We start from the raw sequence: 20034 nt of genomic DNA, 5'->3' as shown, positions 1-20034 counted from the left end.
CGCTACGCAGACCTAACGATCAACTTGCACAATCAAGTCGACACCTTGTCTTCTGCAACGTCAGGCAGTTGGTCTGCAGTTGCAGAACCCTCAGAGACCGCCCAGCAAGGCAGCCAGCAAGGCCTGTTGGGCATGCAGGCGATTCTCTGCTTGATCAAAGATCCGACTAGCAGAACTCTCCATCACCTCTGCACTGATCTCTTCACCGCGATGGGCAGGCAGACAGTGCAACACGATGGCGCGTGAATCAGCTTTCGCCAGCAGCTCCTCATTCACACAGAACCCCTGGAAAGCCTGTGCCCTCTCCTGCTGCTCCTGTTCCTGACCCATTGAGGCCCATACATCCGTATAGAGCGCCTGCACACCGGAAACTGCAGTCTCAGGATCAGTGGTAACGCTGATCTGAGCACCGCCCACAGCGAGGGAACGCGCCTGGTCAAGCACACCTGGTAGGGGCTCAAATCCATCAGGACAGGCGATGCGCACATTGACGCCCAACAGGGCACCACAGAGCATCAAGGAGTGGGCCACGTTATTGCCATCACCCACGTAGGTCAGCGTCTGACCTTGAAGATCACCAAAAGCTTCTTGCATGGTGAGGAAGTCCGCCAAGGCCTGGCAGGGATGCTCCAGATCGGTGAGAGCATTGATCACCGGAATCGACGCCCAGAAGGCGTAATCGGCAAGTTCTTGCTGCGCGAAGGTGCGCACAGCAAGCACATCGCAGAAGCGACTTAACACCCTGGCGGTGTCTTCCAGGGGCTCACCACGTCCCAACTGGGTGACCTGAGGATTGAGATCCACGGTTTGCCCACCAAGCCTGGCCATCGCCACCTGGAAGCTGACGCGAGTGCGAGTGGAGGCTTTGGTGAAGATCAGACCCAGCACGCGGTTACCGAGATCAATCCGGCGATCACCACTCTTGAGCTGGCTAGCCAACTCGAGCAACGCCGCTGTCTGCTCTGCTGTGGTGTCAGCCGAAGACAGAAAGTCTTTGCCGCTCAGTGCCGAGAGGACGGCAGCAACGCTGGTGGTGGCGGACGTCATGGACTGAGCTCAAAGGAGTGTTATCGAGGACAAACAGTGAATCCGTCAAGCCTCAGGCGGCAATTGCTTCAGGCATCACGCTGGCATCGAGCATGTCTTTGAGCTCATCACCCTCAATCACTTCCTTCTCAAGAATCTTCTGAGAGATGGTCTCCAACAGGGCCATGTTCTGCCGCAAGATCGTGAGGGCTTGGTCATGGGCCGTGTCAACAAGGGCTCGCACTTCCTTGTCGATAGCCTGAGCGGTGGCATCGCTGACGGTGCGGCGAGGGTTGTTGTTACCGCCGAGGAATCGGCCTCCTCCCTGCTTGTCGTAAGCCAATGGTCCGAGGGTCTCACTCATGCCGTAAGTGCCCACCATCTGCTCTGCGATATCCGTGGCTCGCTGCAGATCATTGGATGCGCCAGTGGTGACCTTGCCAAACACCACTTCCTCAGCTGATCGACCACCCAACAACGTGGCGATCTGACCTTGAAGCTCTTCCCTGGAATTGAGGAAGCGTTCCTCGGTGGGGAGCTGAAGGGTGTAGCCGAGGGCACTCATGCCGCGGGGCACGATTGAGATCTTGGCCACCTTGCTGCCACCGGGCATCAGGTGACCGACGATGGCGTGACCCACTTCGTGATACGCCACCACCTTCTTCTCATCATCCTGAAGAACACGACTCTTCTTCTCCAGGCCAGCGACAACTCGCTCGATGGCTTCACCGAGGTCCTGCTGTTCAACTGACTTGCGCATGGCGCGGGCGGCCAGCAATGCAGCCTCGTTCACAAGGTTGGCAAGGTCAGCACCGGCAAAACCACTGGTGGCTTGAGCAATACGGTCGAGATCGACCCCTTCTGCCAGCTTCACCTTCTTGGCATAGATCTCCAAAATCGTCTTACGGCCGGAAAGATCAGGGCGATCCACCAGCACTTGGCGGTCGAAGCGACCGGGGCGCAACAGAGCAGCATCCAGCACTTCCGGTTGGTTGGTCGCTGCCAGCACAATCACCGGCTTGTCCTTGGAGGCAAAGCCATCCATCTCGGTGAGCAACTGGTTAAGGGTCTGCTCACGTTCGTCGTTACCTCCAACAACACCCATCGAGCCGGAGCGGCTTTTGCCGATGGCATCCAGCTCATCGATGAAGATGATGCAAGGAGCGTTTTTCTTGGCCTGCTCGAACAGATCGCGCACGCGGGCGGCACCAGCGCCAACAAACAGTTCGACAAATTCAGAACCACTGATAATAAAGAAGGGAACTCCTGCCTCTCCTGCGACTGCCTTGGATAGCAGCGTTTTACCGGTTCCGGGAGGGCCAACCAACAGCACACCCTTGGGAATCCGTGCACCAATTTCCGTATAACGATCGGACGACTTAAGGAAATCAACAATCTCAGCTAATTCATCCTTGGCCTCATCCACACCGGCCACATCAGCGAAGGTGACGCGTGACTGCTCATCAGGCACATAGACCTTTGCTTTGCTCTTGGTGAAGTTGAGGGCACCCTGGGCTCCGCCGCCTCCCATGGAGCGGCGTGCAAAGAATTGGAGCACCAAGATGAAGATCAGCGGGGGGACGACCCAGCTGAGAATCGTGGTGAAGATATTAGGCTTCTTCGGCGGTGCCGCGGCGAATTCAACGCCCTTGCTCTCCAGGCGCTGTGGCAGATCCATGTCAAAGATCGGTGTGGTGGCAAGCACCGATGGCGCTCCTTCTTCCACTTCCGAGAGCTCGTAACGAATCTGATCCTGAGTGATGTAGGCGCGCTTCACAGCGCCGTCGTTCACCTGGTCAATAAAGAGGGAGTAGGGCACGCGCGGAACCTGCTGCATGCCCTGATTGGGAATGAAGCTGCTGATCAGCAGCAACACACCGAAACCGATCAGCACCAGGTTGAGGATTCCAAAGCGGCGATTGGGGCGGTTGTCGTCCTCGCGGATCGGCATGAATCACGTCCTGTGCTGTGGTCAGGCTATAGCCGGGATTCCAAGCCTGGTCGCCGCGCGATGGCGGAGAACCGAACGACACATCATTGCGCTGCCGCTCGCTTGTGCCTGCAAACCTCGGCATCCTCGTCGTAAGCGAATCAATCACAGTGCAATCGGAACGCGGGCGCGCTCAGAGAAAGGAAGCGATCTATCAGTTGTTGCTGCTGCTCTGCCTACTGGTGATGGCGAGCTTCGCCTTTCCCCGCATCACCTGGCTAGGCAACCTGGGTTATGCCTTAATCGCCCTGCTGCTCACCCAGCTGGTGATGCTTCGCAAAAACGTGCTGAGACTGCACGACCGGGTGTATCAGGCACTGGGGATTGTTGCGCTGCTCACTCAGCTTTGGTGGTTATTGACGCCTGTTCACTGGCGCCTCAGTGCCATCTCACTGGTGGTGAGCTGGAGCCTTCTGGTGGGCTGGAGCGTAGTGCGCCTGGTGAAACGACTGGCCAGCGAACAACGCGTGAACACAAAAGTGCTCATGGGAGCGGCCGCTGGTTATCTCTTGCTCGGGCTGACCTCTGGTTTGGTGATGAGTGGTGTTGAAACCATTCAGCCCGGCAGCTTCGAGCCAGTGATTTTGCCAGCGGCGGATGTGGTGGGCAATTCCAGCGTGCTGCACCTGATTCCTGCGTTCGCGCAAATCAACTATTTCGCATTCGTCTGTCTCACCACCCTGGGATTCGGCGACATCACTCCGGTTCAACCAATCGCCCGCATGCTGGCGGTCACAACAGGAGTGGTGGGCCAGCTGTATCTGGCTGTGGTGATGGGAATCCTGATCGGCCGGTTCAGTTCGGAGCTGCGCAAGAACTGAGTTGCGCCTTCAACAGCAGGTCGTGCCCCAGGCTCAGACCTGGCTCACAGTTCAAACTAAGCACTTGATCCATCGCCGTGAAGCCCAGATTCCCCAGGGGTGTTCGCGCCAGCTCTCCGCCCAGAAGCTTGGGGGCAATCACGGCGGCAATCTCTTGCACACAACCCTGTTGCAACGCTGCTGAGGCCAGACCCGGGCCGCATTCCCAAAGCACCCGGTTGCAACCACGGCGTGCAAGTTCAAGTAAGAGCAATTCAGGCTCACAGCGATCGAGCTTCTGGAGCTCCATGCCCTTGGCTTGCAAGGCAGCCAGTCGGGTGGCATGGGGCTCACCTGCTTCGGAAGATGCGTGGACCAGCAAGCTGGGGGCAACATCCTGCTGCCACAGCTGTGCGGCAATAGGCAGATCAAGGCTGCGGCTGAGCACAACCCTCAACGGTTCCGGCGAGCGGCGACCACGGCTGGTGAGCAGCGGATCGTCGGCACGCACGGTGCCGCCACCAACGATCACGGCATCGCATTGCGCCCTGAGTTGATGCACCCAGGTCCTCGCCGCCGGGCCACTGATCCACTGACTGGCTCCATTCGGCAGCGCCGTGCGCCCATCCAGACTCATCGCCCACTTGAGGACCCCCCAGGGACGACCAGTGCGCACACGATGCACAAAGGCCCGGTTCTGATGGGCGGCTTCTGAATCCAGGATTCCGCTGATCACCTCCAAACCGGCATCACGCAAGCGTTGCAAGCCACCACCAGCTACGCGCGGATCAGGATCGGTGAGTGCCACCACAACCCGCTGGATACCAGCGGCAAGGATCGCTTCCGTGCATGGCGGTGTTCTGCCCTGATGGCAACACGGCTCCAGGGTGACCACGATCGTGCCACCGCGGGCCGCTTCGCCGGCCTGTTTCAAGGCTCCAGGCTCAGCATGGGGCTGGCCGGCCCGCGCGTGGAACCCTTCTCCCACTAAGCGGCCGTCTGAATCCAGCACAATCGCTCCCACCAGCGGGTTGGGGCTGGTGCGTCCTTCCGCCAGAGCCGCCAGCTGTAGAGCCCGGCGCATCCAGGGAATCCAGCGCTGCTCCGGTTGAGCCAGACCTGCCATCAGCTCAGCGGCTCGGTCTGCACATCACGCCATTCAGCGACCACATAAGGAGGCACGGGCATCTCATTGAAAACACCTGGCAGAAACAAACGCAATGGGCGTTTGTTGGTGAGGTCATTGAGCAATGGATCCAGGGCAAATTCCACAGCTGCCTCGCGGCCGTCGGTGGCCAGAACCGGGTTATCGAGGGTGATGTCGTCGAGCTGCCATTCCTTCACACCTGCCTGAACCAACAGCGAAGTGGGATGCTCAACCCGCATCTTGCCGGGGTAGCCAACGATCCGCAGCACCACCGGATTACCCGGCTTACCAACGCGATAGGCCACCGCCTGCCAGCTCTGGTAATCAAGATCACGCAAGCTCTCCAGGCTGCGGAGCATCGGCGCACCGTTTTCATCTTGATGCTCATGCACCTGGGCGCTGGCCGCTGCAGGAGTGAGCAGCAACAGCAGACCGGCAACCAACAAGGTGCAGAACAAACGACGCAGCGCAGGCATGAACAGAGCTATAGAGCTGTGACCATGATTAGACATGAATCACTGCAAGCGGCGTCCTGGCTGGATCCGCGTCTCGACTCCTGCGGCATGCGTCCGCGTGAAGTCGACGACATGACACCACCAAGAAACCAGGATGCCGCGCTGAAATTCGGCACTGAACAAAAGCGTCACCTGCAGAGCACCCAATGCCTGAGCTCTACCGAAGGGCGACCCTTCTGAATGTTATTGACGGCACCACACACCAAAGGGCCCGTACTGGATGCTTCAGCAGCATGGCTGTTGAAGCTGACCCCACGAGAAGGCATCCAGCTGCACCTGGGCACTTGCACGCAGGGCCGCTGTTTGAGGCAGCGTCATGATCTTTTTTTTAATCTTCAGCTTGCTGACACCAACCAGAGCGAACACGAAACGCTGCCACTCACTGAACCGTTGAATGTTGTATTGCGCTAATCAACAACACGTCATCAGAACTGGAAGGTAAGGCCACCACTGGCACGCCAATTTGTGCCTCGATCACCTGCCCAGATCTCTGCACCACCATTGGCATAAACCTTGACAGACATCGAATTGAAATTAGCCACTGAATAATCGAGCCCAACCTCAATAAGAGCACCATTTTGATTCTCTTGCTTCGGAAGAAATGACACTTTTTTGTCGCTGAAGGAGTATCCAATAGATTGCCCTTCATTGCCAACATTCCAATCTGCCAACCAAGCCAACTTGATGCTTGGAACCCATTGCGCCCGATCCCCTGAGGAAATTGGCCAGGCTGTCTTCAGGCCAAATCCTGTCTGAAAGTAATTCGTGGTTCGAGACTCATACTGGAGCCTCAAAGCTTTTTCAACACCAGATTCAGAAAACCCATTTTCTTGATTCTGTGTCCAAATACCAGTCAATTGAGGTTCGAGCAACAAAGAACCTACCTGAAAAGGAGTACCAAAACGCAAAGCACCTAGATAACTCGTTGCACTTTTTTGAGCCGTTGCTGTATCACCACCCCAAGCCTCAACAATCTCGCGAGTGCCTCTATTTTGTATTGCTGAAAAACCGGAAGCGCCAAAGACTGCCTGTGCATAGAAGTTGTCCATCCTGTAATCAGCAGTGATACCACCACCCCAGCCATCAGGGCTCCAAGAACCACCACCTGTGGATCCACGTTGCACTGCAGTGACATCGCCGTAATTAACAAAAGCACCAAGCTGGAAAGAATCACTAAGACTAAGGTCTGCTCCTAATGCAAATCCACCTGTATAAAGGCTGTAGTCGTTATTAATTGCGGTGGAATTGTAAGCTCGACTATTGGCTGCAAAACCACGATACCAAGCGCGCCAGCCATCACGGTCAGCATATTGGGCCGTTAGCGATTGATCCTCCTTAAAGCGAAGACCATCCACTGAGATGACATGCCATTGATCAAGAGAATCATCGCCAGAATGATCAGCTGAACGATCTGCAGAGTTATCTGCGACGGCGTTACTGAGATACTCCAGTGCATCGCTGTCATTGATAGGCCCCTGCTTCTGCCATAGACCACGAAATGGCTCGACCACTTGTGGTTGAATCTTCTCTGAAGAATCAGTAGCCGATTCCTCAGCCTCGATCAAAGGCTCAAATTGCCGCAGTGGATGACGATCGAAGACTGTATCTGCAAGCACATTGTTATAGGTTTGTAGACCTCGAGGCGCAGCATCTACATTTCTTGGAGACAAACCACTACCAAGAAGTGATGCAAGGTGCCCCCAATGCATCAAGGGCAACTCCTGGTCAATCCCAGAAGAATCAACATCGGAAAGCACAGCATCGACAATTGAAGTAGTGACAGATTCATTGAAGCTCTCGCAAAGGTCCTGAATACCATCGCAACCAAAACGATCTCCTGAGCCATTCTCAATATCACTAACCACTTCTTGTTTCGGCTTGTCTTTAACAACAATATTCAGAGATCCTTCCTCCAAAAGCACAGTCTTCAGGCTTGCTGCATCCAAAGGAACATTGATACCTGCGAAGTTCGCGACAGTGTAAAGCTGTCCATCAGCGTCTTCAATCACGACCTGATCAGGATCAATTGGTTCACCATCAGCCACAGGAAAAACTAAAAACGTTTTGCTTGCCAAAGCCTCAATATTCTTAATTTCACCCGAAATCACTTTCCATGTTCCATTTAAATTAGAGTCTGAAGTCGAAGCCGGATCAACAACTGCGTAAATACCATGATCCGAATCCGATCTTTCGACACCTGTTTCATATTTGAATATAGAAGTTGACCCTGAACCAGTTAAATTAATAGGCGCACTAGCATCCTTACCATTATTTAGATAGGCCAAGATTTGACCATCTGCGAATGTCATACTTCCCGTCACATTAAGAGGATTATTTGATTCAACTCTTAAGACACCACCAGAAATATTTAATTCAGGCAGAACTTGCTGATAACCTCGCAAATCCAATTCGCCGCCAAGCAACACATGACGAGAATGAGGACTTAGTGAACCATCAGCACCGGCCCTCAAAACACCACCATACAAAAACGTTGGAGAGAAGTACTGATTAAGGCCACTTAGGATTAATAAATCCTCTTTTGTAGATCCAATCTTGATAACAGCTCCTTGACTACCTTGCACTTCCTCAATCGTTCCAGCAAAGTCTCCCTTAGAGACAGTTAATGAGCCGCCAGACAACGTATCACAGCTATCCTCCTCAACGGCAGAACAATTTGTGCCAAGCATAATAATACCAGGATCAGCTACTAATCGACTACCACCATAAAGACCAGGGATCGTATTTGCGTATCCATCAAGATCAAGTACACCTCCAGGTTCAATTGTGATCTCAGAGGAAGGGCTCAATGCAAGAGAATTTCCTGCCTTCAATTCACCGCCACTTTGAATCGTGGTAGGGCCTGTGTATTGACTTTCCCCATTGAGTAATGTATTACCAGAAGTGATCAATGAAGCATTACCAAAAATACCCTCAGCAACTTCTAACTCAGAATCAATATTTTGAACTTGCAAAGGAAGATCAGGGTTTGTTCCTTCAATGCGGGCAAATGATGCACGTTGAACAGTTTTCTGTTTCTTGTTACGACCAGTGATTTCAACTGGTGCAATCTTGGCAATTCCGTAACCCGTAAAAGCAGGGAAGGACCCCATCTCATCAAGTTCTTCCGCTGAACGGCGCCCACTTTTAATCAAACGATCTTTGACTTGTGGATCATCAACACCATTAACGGCATAACTCCAAGTACCTCCGCGTTGCTCCATAGTCTCAAAACCAGTGATCGCTCCCACAATGAGTTCGCCACTACCACCTTCGTCATTACCGAGGAACAAACGATCATTTGTTACCCCCTTCGTTTGGCCAGGAGATCCTTCGATCAAGATTGCATGTAATTTGCCATTACGCACCTCAATCGTGTTGGAAGACCCACGACCTAAAGCAATCACACCTGCATCAAGCGTTGCTCCAGAGTCAATTCGCACAAACTGATCTTTTTTCTCTCCCGTTAAACCGACACATAGAGTGTCTTTGCTATAGATATTGCCTGCACCTGTCACCCGACATTCACCACCCTGGGGAAACAGCCAGTCTTGATCAGATCCCAATTTGATTGCAGCCCAGTTAACCAAATCACTTTCATCGACACCAGGATCTTCATAAGCTTTGAAAATATTTAAACCAGTAATAGAGCGATTACCCGGTTTCCAGTTACTGGTGTCTAAGGGCTCACCGCCGTCAATTTTGCTTCCACTCTCAATACTGAACGTACCTTTTGAAAGCACCAGATCATTACCACCACCAAAATCAATACCACCAATTCCGTTCGTTTGAACAAAACCAGAATTGATCAGCACATCATTCTTTTCGCTGAACTGAATAGAGTTTGCTGAAATGGATGCCGGACTGATGTCCTTAGCCCTAAGACCACCAGTTGAAAGATTCAGCAAGGCATGACCGCCCGCATCACCTGTGCTCGTAAACCTCAAGTCACCATTGACACTGATCGATCCACCAATATTTTTTAAACTCCCTTGAGCATCAATTTTACGCAGAGGGGAATTCGGAGACACTACTTCTCCTTTAGAAGCCTTGTAATTGATAAACCGATCAATGAAACGGGTCATTCCGTCTTCAATCACAAGTGAATCAAGACTGATGTCACCGCGATTCACAATACTTTGGGTTGTTAATTTAGAATCTCCACCACCGATAAATTGCCCATCTTTTCGGATCATTAGTCGATTGACAACTTGTTCACCCTCAATGAGTATTGATCCATCTTTCCCTACCAGAGTTTTCGAAACCGAGCTCATGGCACCATCAGTGTGGGCATGAAGAGAACCACCACGCGCCACAATTGTGGGTCCTGAATAGTTGCTTTCACCGATGAGATCAACATGCGCACCATCGCCATTACCCTCACCTAATGCAACCAGCAGAGAAGCTCTAGCATCTCCAAGCTCTTGTATTCCTTTCTCACCAATCGTTAGTTCACCAGACACTGCAATCACAGAACGACCTTGCACTCCAAACGGAGTATCAATATCTGAAGACCGTCCAAGCGTTGTAATCCCCTTCAAGACAACACTGTCATCCGATTGAACACGAACAAAACCCTGGGCATTCAAGGTCGTATCATCCATCCTGCCGTTGTAGGACCACAACCCGCCTAACTGATCAATCGTGTCGTAGCCATAAAGAACACCCACATCCAATCTACCTTGTGCCACCGAACTCAAAGCACCTGTTATTACTTCATCTGTAAATACCGAACCCAGTTCAATCGTGTTTTTACTGGAATCACCTTGACCATAAATAATGCCAGCCTCTAATGTTCCACCTGGCACCAAAATTGTCGCCTTACCTTTGCCTAAGGCAATGCCTCCGACAGTTGTTATCAATGAGTCAAAGGAAACAGATTCATAGTTATTATTAATTGTTAGCTTCTGATCAATACCAATTTGACTTTTATCTTTTCCTACGCTACCCAACATCAAACCATAATCAGCAGCAGGAGGAAATGCTTCGGTCTGAACAGTAACAAATGATGGTTTTGTTCCAAAATAAGCAATGCCTTGACCCGCCACACCAACAAGTTCGAAATTTTGAACGTTGCCCGCTAACTGTGACTCTTCATTTTCAGTAAAAAGGCCATCCGCTGATTCGGTTAGACCATAATAATTTCCAGAACCATCCCAGAAGATGTCCAGATCACCAGGTCCTCCATCGATCGTTATTTTTAATTTCTCAACTTGCTTTGAATCTACCTCTGATTCAGCTTCCTCTGAAGGAGCTGCAATTAATGATCCTTGTTCTCCAATAAGAAAGAGGTCATTTCCACTACCTAAATCAATCGTTTGATCTTCGTTTAAGGTCAAGGCACCTTGAAGCACCAATGCATCTGTATCAGCGCTGCCTGTGACTCCAGCATCAAGCACAAGAGAACCAGAATCCAATAATACTTTTCCCTTGGTTAAAGCGAGATCCTTAAAGTGATTATCTCCAGACATGGTTAAATAACCACCATATTCACGACCATCATCTGCAAGCCCAACTACAACTAGGGATGCCGACCCTTGATTAACATCAACTCCATCAGAACTGAGTGATTTTTCAACAACTGCACCAACACTTTCGATAAATCCAGCCCCTTGGACTTCAACACTTCCAGTATTCAAAAATCCGTTTTTGAGAGTGCCCTGTTTTCCATTCCAAAGCTTTATTTTATCGACGGATTGAGTGGTACCAGCTAAATCAAGTGTCCCTGCCTGGCCTCCAAGAATAACGGTTGAAGACGGATTTAATACGCCACCTGCTGAGATCAATAATGTTCCGCCATGTACCTTGGTAAACCCAGTGTGAGAAAATTCACCAGAAAAGGTTGTTGTTCCAGATCCTGCTTTCACCAAGGAACCATTGCCTTCACTTGTACCTGAGAACTGAACATCACCGTCCAAGCCACCGTAATAAAGATGGGAGTTATTGTCCAAAACCACCAAACCTGAGCCAGTCAGCTCTCCAATCTCTTGATCTTCTCTCGCTGTATTATCGCCTAGTTTCAAAGTTCCATCGACTTGATGAATGGATTGAGAACTTAAACTCCATGCTTGACCAGTTCTTAGGGTTCCAGCTTCATTGATCGATGTTGTTCCTTTATAGGTGCTGAGAGTATTTCCTTTCTTCAGAGCAGCAGGGGTCTCTGAATCAAAAACTCCGAGAACCGGATCACCACCCAGTGTGGCCGTACCGGTAATGGAAAGATCAACATTGCTTCCTTTGATCGCTCGAACAGACAGATCAGCATCTTCACCAATAGTGATTGACTGAGAATCACCAGAGCCCATATCCAAATCACCCACAAGGTCTAAGTGGGTGCCGGACTCAAGAAAAAGCGAATCATTTGAGCCGCCGAGATCAACGGAACCCCAAATTTGAGCTCCCTGATTAGTTTTCAAGGTAGAAGAGGTACCAGCTACTGAATCAGTTGAAACAACAATTTGATCTCTGCCTTGGCTGCCAGATACAGCAAGATAGTTATATCCATAATCTCCAGAGCCATTGTCCCCCCAACGACAGCCATAACCACCCGATGATCCAGATTTAGTTCCACATTGATCACTGCTGAAACCGAGCGAGTTACGAAACGAAATAACGGCATCACCGATAAGCCTTAATTGATTGGTATCGGAAGTGCTACTACTATCTGTCAAACGACTATTTCCTAAATTAATCCAGTCATCAACAATACCGCTGCCATTCCAAGAATCATTGGCTTCGATTTTCAGAATATCATTACCAGCACCCATGGTGATTGCTCCACGAATACCACCTATTGAAATCAGTTCATCATTTCCACCACCCATATTGACAGCACCACGCTGATAACCATAATTTTCATAAACATCATCTCCACCCTCAAATTGAAAACTAACGTTGTAGTTACGATTTAAATCCTTACTGCTCTCAAGTTGTCCTGCTGCTAGTGATGATGCCCCTTCACATGTATTCTCGCCTTTGAAACCATTCCAGCCTCCTTCGTCTGCTCCCCCAGTAAGGCAGCCTACATAACCATTATTGATAACTTTATCGTTACCACCACGTAAATGAATTTCTAAAGAATTACCGGTAGGACTTTCTCCAGGCCCTGCAATCACACCATTATTGATGATCGTATCAGCACCTTTTCCAAAATCAATCTGCGGGATTGCTCGATAGCAAGTGGATGGATCGCTGCCTTCTTTACAGTTATTTTTATAAAGTTCATATTCTGACGGCAACATGCCCACATAGCTGGCCACCAATAGACCACCTTCGTCGATATTTAGGATGTCATCACCATCTCCCAGTGAAATCACTGGTGATCGTCGGTTCCCGTCTCCATTAATTGGTTCATCGCTATTTCCAGGAGTACGGGGACCAAATCCGTTTTGCAAATCATCCCCTGCAACGCGAAGAAATGATCCAGATTTCACCGTAATGCTGTTATTGCCATCTTCAAATCTGAGAGGTGTCGGAATCAGTCTGAGATTGCCCACGCCAGGACTGTCTGAAGCTATCTGGCCAAACAACGATGACGGAGTGGTCATTGTTAGGCTGCCTTCCTCAATAACAAGATCACCGCGCAACGCAGCTTGATTCTTAATGGTTGATGATCCTGAACCAGTAAACGTCAACTTGCCATCTGCTCCATCTCCAACTGAATCAAAGCGACCAGTAAACATTAAATTCAGGCCATTATTATCAATCGTTCCGCCTATATCAGTGTCCTGATCAGACAGCCCATAGCGCACAGCAAAATTTTCATCTAGATCTACAGCCTGCTCAACTGCCTCAAGAGTTCCTCCTTCAAAAACAGAAGCGACGCCACGTTCACAATCTTGCTCTGGGGCTAAGGCAGAGGACGGAACTGTCTTGCCAGAGCTAATTGTTCCCTGCTCACTGAGCTTACAACCTGCAAATGCTTGAATCCTAAGGTCGTCACCTGTTTTGGGTGTTGTAAAAAGTTTTCCATTCCAATAGTAATTAATTTGATACTTATTTTTTCCATCATTGTTGGGCCTAGCTTGCGCACTCTGATCACCTGTCCAAGAAGCGAATCCACCCCCATTCCAGTAACCATAGAGATATAAATTTTGCACTCCATCAACACAAGAAGTATTGGAACCATTTGCGTTTTGATCGCAAGCTGATTCCATCAAGGAACCATTCTGTTCAAAATATTTGATCGACAACTCTTGGGCTAAATCAGCATTGTCTATACCTGCCCAGGGAACATTGGTATCATTCGCGTCTTCAACCCATTGTGTAGCAGATACACCAGGGTTATTATCTTTGGGATTCGACCAGGCTGAATAATAAATACCATACAATTCTCCACTATCAGTTTCAAGGATTGCCTTGTATTCATCAGGCAATTGCCACAACGTAACAGTGTCAGTTCCTGTATCCGGACCAGGCAGAGGAACTTCTTGCCCTTCTGGAAAATTAATAGGCTTCTTATCTTGCGCAAAAGCTTTCGATGAATCCGCGGCGAATGCACAAAACAGTAGTGCTGCGAGCATCCAAGGAGATTTGACAGTGAAAGATGACAAGGCCTTAAAACTGACAAACCGTTTGAATCTTCTAGTCGACCTACAATCAAAAAACTTGCTTTACAACAGGCTGATGACCCCAATAGTGCACTTTTTGCACCAAATCAAGCTTTGGGGTTTTCTTGGGTCTATGCCACAGCAGAAACAATGCTGATCTGGCTAACGCCTATCCGATTCCTTAGCTGGCTCAACAAGAAGCTCTATCAGCCTCTCTCGGCACCAGGAATCACTTGCCATTCTGTCTGCGTTGCCCACAACCCCCAGATCGCCATCGCACGCAGGTAATGGCAAGCACGGAAGGTATTCACCGCAGTGATGGCTTCAGGCGTTCGGAACTGCAACCCGCCTGAATAAACCTGATTCACAACCGCTGAGCAGATCGCTTCCGCTGTCTGAGCTTCACCCATCAGCTGGAAATAACTGGCAATGCCGAAGTTGATGCCGGTCCACACCTCCAGTGGATGGGTGCCGTTGGGATCCAGTGGCGTGCCATCGCGGCGCAACCCATTGGCCACACCCAAGGTTCCGCCTTCAAATTTTTCAAAGCAGGCTTCTTTCACCGCCTTGAGCGTGCTGCGGCTATTCACTTCACTCACCACAGGCTCTAGGCCAAGCAAGCGGGCATAAAAATCACCACAGAGTTGATCGGCCATCACCACCGGCGTGCCGCTCTCGGCATCGATGTCGTAAAACTCGCCGTTCCAGAGCAACTTGTCGAAATTGCTGCGCGATTGCTCCAGCCAGCCACCGAATTCATGCTGTTCGGCGGAAGTCTCCAATCCAGTTTTGAGCTGCAACGTCTGAGCAATCGCCAACGCCGCCTCCAAAGCAGCGATCCAGAGCGCACCGCAATAGGCACTCACACCCTTCAAAGGCCAGTCGTCGAAGGTCTGATCCGGTGCTCCGCCATTATCGGGGAGGCCGTCGTTATTCACATCAAAGGTTTTTAAATAGCGCAGCGCTTCCACCGCCGCAGGCCAGCACTCCGCCAGAAAACTTAGATCTTCGCCATTGGGAGCAAGCTTGTAGGTGCGCCACACCTGCAGCACAAAATCACTGCCGAGATCCTTCCAGAGATTGCAGTCTTGATAGGCGGTGTAGTTCGTGGCATCCCAGGGCTGCTCATTAGGGGCGCCGAGATCATGCGGGGTTGCGCCCTTCACCTTGCGATCAGCTTCCACCCGGCCCTTGCCCTGGGTGAAATACCAACCGATCGGTCGTTGGGTGGCATCCGCAGCAGGGATGGCCCGCGCGAAGCTACGCAGCACCGATTTATCCAGCTCCGGCCATAGTTGCAGCAAGGCAAAGGAGCCGTACAGGCGCACATCCAGGCTTTCATACCAGGCGTAGTCGAGGCACTCGAGTACGCCGAAGCGACCGTGGGGATCTTCCGGTGATGCCGCACTCCAGAGGCTGCCGCCACTGCAGAGGTCGTAGAGCTCATTGAACAGCGCCATCCTCAACGACTCGGGCAGCTCACTTCGCTGCAGCACCGGCTGCTGCCAGGCGTCGATCTGAGCCCTCCACTGCTTCCAGTCACGCAGTGCTTCGGCGACAATCGCCGCGGCCTGGTTGCCACCAGTGCCAAAGAAATCGGTGTAACGACGCAGGGCTTTGCTGCCGGTCGCAAAGGCCGTCACCGGTAGATCCCAGCTGATCACCACAGGGATCTCGATGCTCTCCCCGGGAGCTAGCTGACAACGAACCGCCAGGGCTGCACTGAGTGGATCATCGCTGCCACTGTGCCGATCATTGTTGCTGTTGGGGATCGAGCCGTCATCGCTGAAGCTGTTCCACAGCTCACTGCCGTCACCCGCAGGATTCCAGCGGCTGCAGCGTTGAATGCTCACACCTGTTTGCTCAGTGGTGGCGATGCACCACTGCCCTTCGCCTTCAGCGATCGGAGCGGAGACATTGCCTTCGAGAAGCACCCCCCGCAACTTGCCGTCGTCAACATAACGGTTGCGTTGACCCTCGCTGCGGCCAATCGCAGGGGCGTAGTTGTGCTCCGGGCTGCCGTCATCGCGGAAATGCACCTCAGCGGAAGCATCGGTGTTGGTGAACCAACCGCAGCTGTTGCGCCAGCTCAGCATCAGCGAAAGATCGAGCGGTTTTTTGGTGGGGTTTCGCAAGGTCCACACGAACACGGCCACCGGATAACTGGTGCGCTGGTAATCGCCAGGAAGAATCGGACTGAAGGCTTCACAACGCACATCGGCGTCGTAAACGCCGTCGTACTGCGTCCAACTAAGTGGATAGCGGGCGGCGTAGGTACCCGTGCTGCGCTCCGGCGTGCTGGCGGGGTACCAGTCCCAGGCCTGAAGTGGAGCAGCCGCCTCCGGTCTGGAGGCATCCACCTGCGGCTTCACCGCCAGGGCATGGGCGCGTTTGGTACTGCCGTTGTCTTCAAACAAAGCGAACTGACAGTCGGGCAGCACACCAAACCAGTGCTCACCGCCATCGAGATGCCAGAGGTTGACGTTGCCATCGGGAGCCCTGCCGATGCAGCCAGCCCCGAAGCCACCCAGCGGCATGCCGTGATTGGGGCCGTCATCGAGATTGCTGGCATAACGGACCGTATAGGGCTGATCCCAGTTCAGTCCAAAGGGCCAACTCCAGCTGGCCTGCGGAGCACTCCAGGCTTCAGGACGGGGACTGCGACGCAGCAGCGAACGCAGAGCAGTCAGTCCAAACCGAGCCATGGAAAGGCGGAAAGTCGACCCAGCCTGCCAGACCTGGACCGTCTGTGCTCATCACCAGATCGATTTAGCTCAGATCTCCCTAGAGGGCAGAACCTGCTCGGCATCCAACAGGGCGTCGAAGGTCACCGCTGTGCGCACCAGTGATTGGTAATGCTGCAACACCCGCCGATTCCGATCCAACCAGCGCGCCGCTTCCGCTGGTCCCTCACCAGCGCCAGAGCTGGTCAGTCCGGAGGGTCCGTCGGCATCCATCAGCTCCAGGTCATCCTGTCGAGCAATCAACGTGAGCAGCAGCTCATGCAGTCGCTGACGGCGCTTTGCCTGTGCATCATTCCCAGTCACGACCACACCGGTTGCGTTCATAGTCCTCTCTCAAATCGCGGTAATTGCGGGTCTGACGCGAGAGCAATTCACTCGCCTCCTCAGCCTGGACCTTGTTGTCGCCGGTCTGTTGCGACGCTGCAATCAGCATCCGATTCCGGGCCATTGAGGCACCAAGTGTGTTCATCAGCCGCTTGATCAGGCTGCAGTCCTCCAGGGCATGAACAGAACCGGCAGACGAGAGCAAAAGCACCAACGCAACAACGACGGGGCGGAGCACAACAGAGGGAAGAATCAACAGCGCCAAGGTACCTCTGAACAGCCGACCTGATCCCGATCAGGCAGAACCACGGCCTAGTGAGCCATTCATGGTCATGGTGTCGAAATGGAGGATTGAAATTCTCCGCGACCCCCTACACCCATGCACAGCCTCTTTCGCTGCAGGGTGCTGACGGGCCTGACGGTCTTGCTCGGCAGCCTCAGCGCATCCGCAGCGGTGGCCCAGGAGCTATACACCCTGGAAACCACCTGCAGAAGCGCAGGTCAAACCCACTCCTGCACTGTCGTGGCATCCAATGTCGACGACACCACTGAATACGTCCACACCTTTGGATCTCAGAGCGTGAGTTATCGCGTGATCGATGATCCCTATGTGCGTATCGAAGGCCGAGCCAGCAACACGAAACCATGGAGCTCGGTCAAGAACGCAACAATCGATTTCAAGGCAGAGGAGCTCTGTTTCAACAACCAAACCTTCTGCGTGAACAACACCAAATATCTCGCCGATGTGTTGGTCGGCAGCGGTGATGCCATGCAAGGCCGTACCAAGGTGGGAATGGTCTTTGCTGCCAATGGCCGCGTGGATGTGGCGTGTTTCGACAACGGCTGTAATCGACTGAAGGAGGCCATCAGACAATGACAATCAACACTCGCCGATCCTCCAGACGTCGTCTTGCCGGCCTGCTGGGTCTGGTTCTGGCACTACAACCAGCAGCAGGTCTGGCAGCCATCGGTACTGAATCAGCAGCCACCCCGAGCGCAACTGAGGACATCCAGCTGGCCCAACGTCGCGGCGGGGGGGGCGGCTCTCGCGGTGGCTCACGTGGTGGCTCACGCAGCAGTTCCCGCAGCAGTTCCAGAAGTGGTGGCCGCACTGGCTTCAGCAACTACAGCGGCAGTCGATCGGGCAGCCGCTCGGGCAGCAGGCAGACCACCCGAAGCAATCGCCAGGGGCAGGCGCGCACCAACAGCACCAATCGCCAGAGCAACCGGCAGGGCACCCGGAGCAACCGCCAGGGCCAGGCACGCACCAACAGCACCAATCGTCAGAGCAACCGGCAGGGCACCCGAAGCAATCGCCAGGGTCAGGTGCGGGACAACAGCTCCAACCGCCAGAACAGTCGCAACGACCGCTTCGATACACGCCAGGGCAACCGCTCAGACCGGTTCAATAACCGCTCAAACACTCGGCGCGACGCGATCAACAACTGGGATCGCTACGGCAATGGTTGGTACAGCGGAAACAACTGGTACAACAACCGACCCTGGAACAGCGGTTGGTATGGCGGGTCCTACTACAACAACTGGGGCTGGTACCCAGGCCGGGCAGCGGCCTGGGGCGTTGCAAGCATGGCCACTTTCGGAGTGATCAACAGCTTGGTCAACACAGCCCAGAGCAACGAAGTGAGTTACATCACTGTGCCCGACTCGGAGTACTCCCTTTACTACCCGAGCGTCACTGCCACCGGTGACACAGTGACATTTGAAGCCGACAACGGCGACTCCACAGCAAGGTTCTACGCCGATTGCAGGCAAGGAACATTCAATGGTGGAACGCCCGGTAACGGCAACGAAGCCCAGCTGCTCAATGCTGCTTGTCAGGTGGCGTTCGGTCAGTAGGTGACAAAACCGGCTCAGCTGAGCAGTGCTTTGAGACGCTGCTCAGCCTCCAGCTCCAAGACAACAGGTTCGGCTTGATACGTCTGGCTCTTGGCAATACTGGCCTCAATCGCAGTACGCGCTGTTCCCCATCCAGTGATCCCAAGTGAGCGATAGATCCGCTGCAGAGTGACATGAGGCGACTGAACAAGATCGTCGTAATCAACTTCGAGCAATTGTCCAGAAGGAATCAAATGTTTGGAGCGCTCATAGGCTTCCTGCAATTGGTCATGGGCCGCCGCTGTTTCCTCCACTTGCTGGAGGCTGGATAGAGGCAATTGAAGTCCTACTAAGTGAGCCAAACGCTGCTTCACTTGCACCAACGAACGAACCGAATCCAACGGTCGGCGGTACAGATACACAAAACGTGCACGCGGAAACAAACGCAGCAGCAACGCAATCCGAGCTGTGTGCACAGAATTTTTAATCACCAGGTGTGTTTTCCCAGCCCCCTCATACAGCCAAGTAAGCCGCGTGAAATGCAACAGGTGTCGCTCAAATTGAGCTGAACTATGCAGCACTGTGCGACGAAAATGCCTCGGATAGTGCTGAGGAAAAGCAATCCCAGCCATGTGAGTGTCCATGGTGAGGCGAGCTAAACCCACCTCATCTTCCTGAGGATCATCAGGCCCCCACGACACAGCATCGATGGGTCGATGCTGTGTCATCACATGCCTTAGGAAGTGATTCAGCAAGGGTTTCAGGATCAGTGCTGCCTGGGGAGCAATGATGAACTGGTTACGAGCTGTGGCAGCACAGGGGTCAGACGCCAGCAACTGATGCAAATAGGTGGTGCCACTGCGCCAATGGCCAATCACCACCACGGGATCATCAGGGCAAGCGCAAGCCAAAACCCTGCGATGAAACAGAAGGGATTGCAGCCAGGGAAATGGTTCCACCACTAAACCGCTGACCGTCAACAGCAGGGCGACGGGTAAACGCTTAAAAGACACCGTGCCATGCCTTAATCCAGCGAGCAGCGTGGTGGGGCGAATGCACCCTCCGGCGACAAGCACGTCAGCAAGCCTGGAAATGGACAAAAACAC

Annotated in this window: 13 protein-coding genes; 4 read left to right on the top strand and 9 right to left on the bottom strand. The window is 52.7% G+C overall.

The features are described from left to right. Positions 1–90: 90 nt before the first annotated feature. Both argF and ftsH read right to left on the bottom strand, forming a co-directional pair. A complete protein-coding gene (gene argF, locus SynBIOSU31_RS04005; RefSeq protein WP_186492210.1) occupies positions 91–1047 on the bottom strand; it encodes an ornithine carbamoyltransferase in 957 nt (318 codons plus the stop codon). Between the two features lie 52 nt (positions 1048–1099). Continuing rightward, positions 1100–2977 carry an ATP-dependent zinc metalloprotease FtsH gene (ftsH, locus tag SynBIOSU31_RS04000; protein WP_186492209.1) on the bottom strand — a complete coding sequence of 626 codons (1878 nt, stop codon included), beginning with the start codon at positions 2975–2977 and terminating at the stop codon, positions 1100–1102. Positions 2978–3063: 86 nt separating this feature from the next. On the opposite strand from ftsH, the gene SynBIOSU31_RS03995 reads away from it, so the two are divergent. After that, positions 3064–3837 (top strand): potassium channel family protein, encoded by a 774-nt coding sequence (locus SynBIOSU31_RS03995; protein ID WP_370593673.1) that lies wholly within the window; start codon positions 3064–3066, stop codon positions 3835–3837. Here the strand turns inward: SynBIOSU31_RS03995 and ribD are convergent. After that, entirely contained in the window at positions 3812–4942 is a 1131-nt protein-coding gene (gene ribD, locus SynBIOSU31_RS03990) for a bifunctional diaminohydroxyphosphoribosylaminopyrimidine deaminase/5-amino-6-(5-phosphoribosylamino)uracil reductase RibD (RefSeq protein WP_186492208.1), read from the bottom strand. The genes SynBIOSU31_RS03995 and ribD overlap by 26 nt on opposite strands. Then, on the bottom strand, positions 4942–5439 hold the full coding sequence (locus tag SynBIOSU31_RS03985) for a DUF3122 domain-containing protein (RefSeq protein WP_186492207.1): 498 nt from the start codon (positions 5437–5439) through the stop codon (positions 4942–4944). Before SynBIOSU31_RS03985 ends, ribD begins: the two co-directional genes overlap by 1 nt. An 18-nt stretch (positions 5440–5457) precedes the next feature. Between SynBIOSU31_RS03985 and SynBIOSU31_RS14710 the strand changes: the two genes are divergently transcribed. Then, positions 5458–5658 (top strand): hypothetical protein, encoded by a 201-nt coding sequence (locus tag SynBIOSU31_RS14710; RefSeq protein ID WP_255477346.1) that lies wholly within the window; start codon positions 5458–5460, stop codon positions 5656–5658. Positions 5659–5903: 245 nt separating this feature from the next. Here the strand turns inward: SynBIOSU31_RS14710 and SynBIOSU31_RS03975 are convergent, their stop codons facing one another. The 4 genes from SynBIOSU31_RS03975 to SynBIOSU31_RS03960 form a co-directional block, all read right to left on the bottom strand. Next, complete coding sequence (locus SynBIOSU31_RS03975) at positions 5904–13997, bottom strand: autotransporter domain-containing protein (RefSeq protein ID WP_186492206.1); 8094 nt, start codon at positions 13995–13997, stop codon at positions 5904–5906. A 233-nt stretch (positions 13998–14230) separates the two neighbouring features. Then, complete coding sequence (locus tag SynBIOSU31_RS03970) at positions 14231–16729, bottom strand: GH116 family glycosyl hydrolase (protein ID WP_186492205.1); 2499 nt, start codon at positions 16727–16729, stop codon at positions 14231–14233. Positions 16730–16798: 69 nt separating this feature from the next. Continuing rightward, positions 16799–17071, bottom strand: a complete 273-nt coding sequence (locus SynBIOSU31_RS03965) for a hypothetical protein (protein ID WP_255477345.1) — start codon at positions 17069–17071, stop codon at positions 16799–16801. Continuing rightward, complete coding sequence (locus SynBIOSU31_RS03960) at positions 17058–17357, bottom strand: hypothetical protein (RefSeq protein WP_186492203.1); 300 nt, start codon at positions 17355–17357, stop codon at positions 17058–17060. Before SynBIOSU31_RS03960 ends, SynBIOSU31_RS03965 begins: the two co-directional genes overlap by 14 nt. A 114-nt stretch (positions 17358–17471) precedes the next feature. Between SynBIOSU31_RS03960 and SynBIOSU31_RS03955 the strand changes: the two genes are divergently transcribed. Continuing rightward, complete coding sequence (locus SynBIOSU31_RS03955; protein WP_186492202.1) at positions 17472–17969, top strand: hypothetical protein; 498 nt, start codon at positions 17472–17474, stop codon at positions 17967–17969. Further along, positions 17966–18949, top strand: a complete 984-nt coding sequence (locus tag SynBIOSU31_RS03950) for a hypothetical protein (protein ID WP_186492201.1) — start codon at positions 17966–17968, stop codon at positions 18947–18949. The genes SynBIOSU31_RS03955 and SynBIOSU31_RS03950 overlap by 4 nt, the downstream gene beginning before the upstream one ends. Before the next feature lie 14 nt (positions 18950–18963). Here SynBIOSU31_RS03950 and SynBIOSU31_RS03945 read toward each other — a convergent pair whose 3' ends face one another. Further along, positions 18964–20034 carry a sulfotransferase family protein gene (locus tag SynBIOSU31_RS03945; protein ID WP_186492200.1) on the bottom strand — a complete coding sequence of 357 codons (1071 nt, stop codon included), beginning with the start codon at positions 20032–20034 and terminating at the stop codon, positions 18964–18966.

Origin of the sequence: Synechococcus sp. BIOS-U3-1 (genome assembly GCF_014279975.1) — a bacterium.
In the GTDB taxonomy this organism is placed as follows: Bacteria; Cyanobacteriota; Cyanobacteriia; order PCC-6307; family Cyanobiaceae; genus Synechococcus_C.
This window is presented reverse-complemented; position numbering and strand designations above follow the sequence as displayed.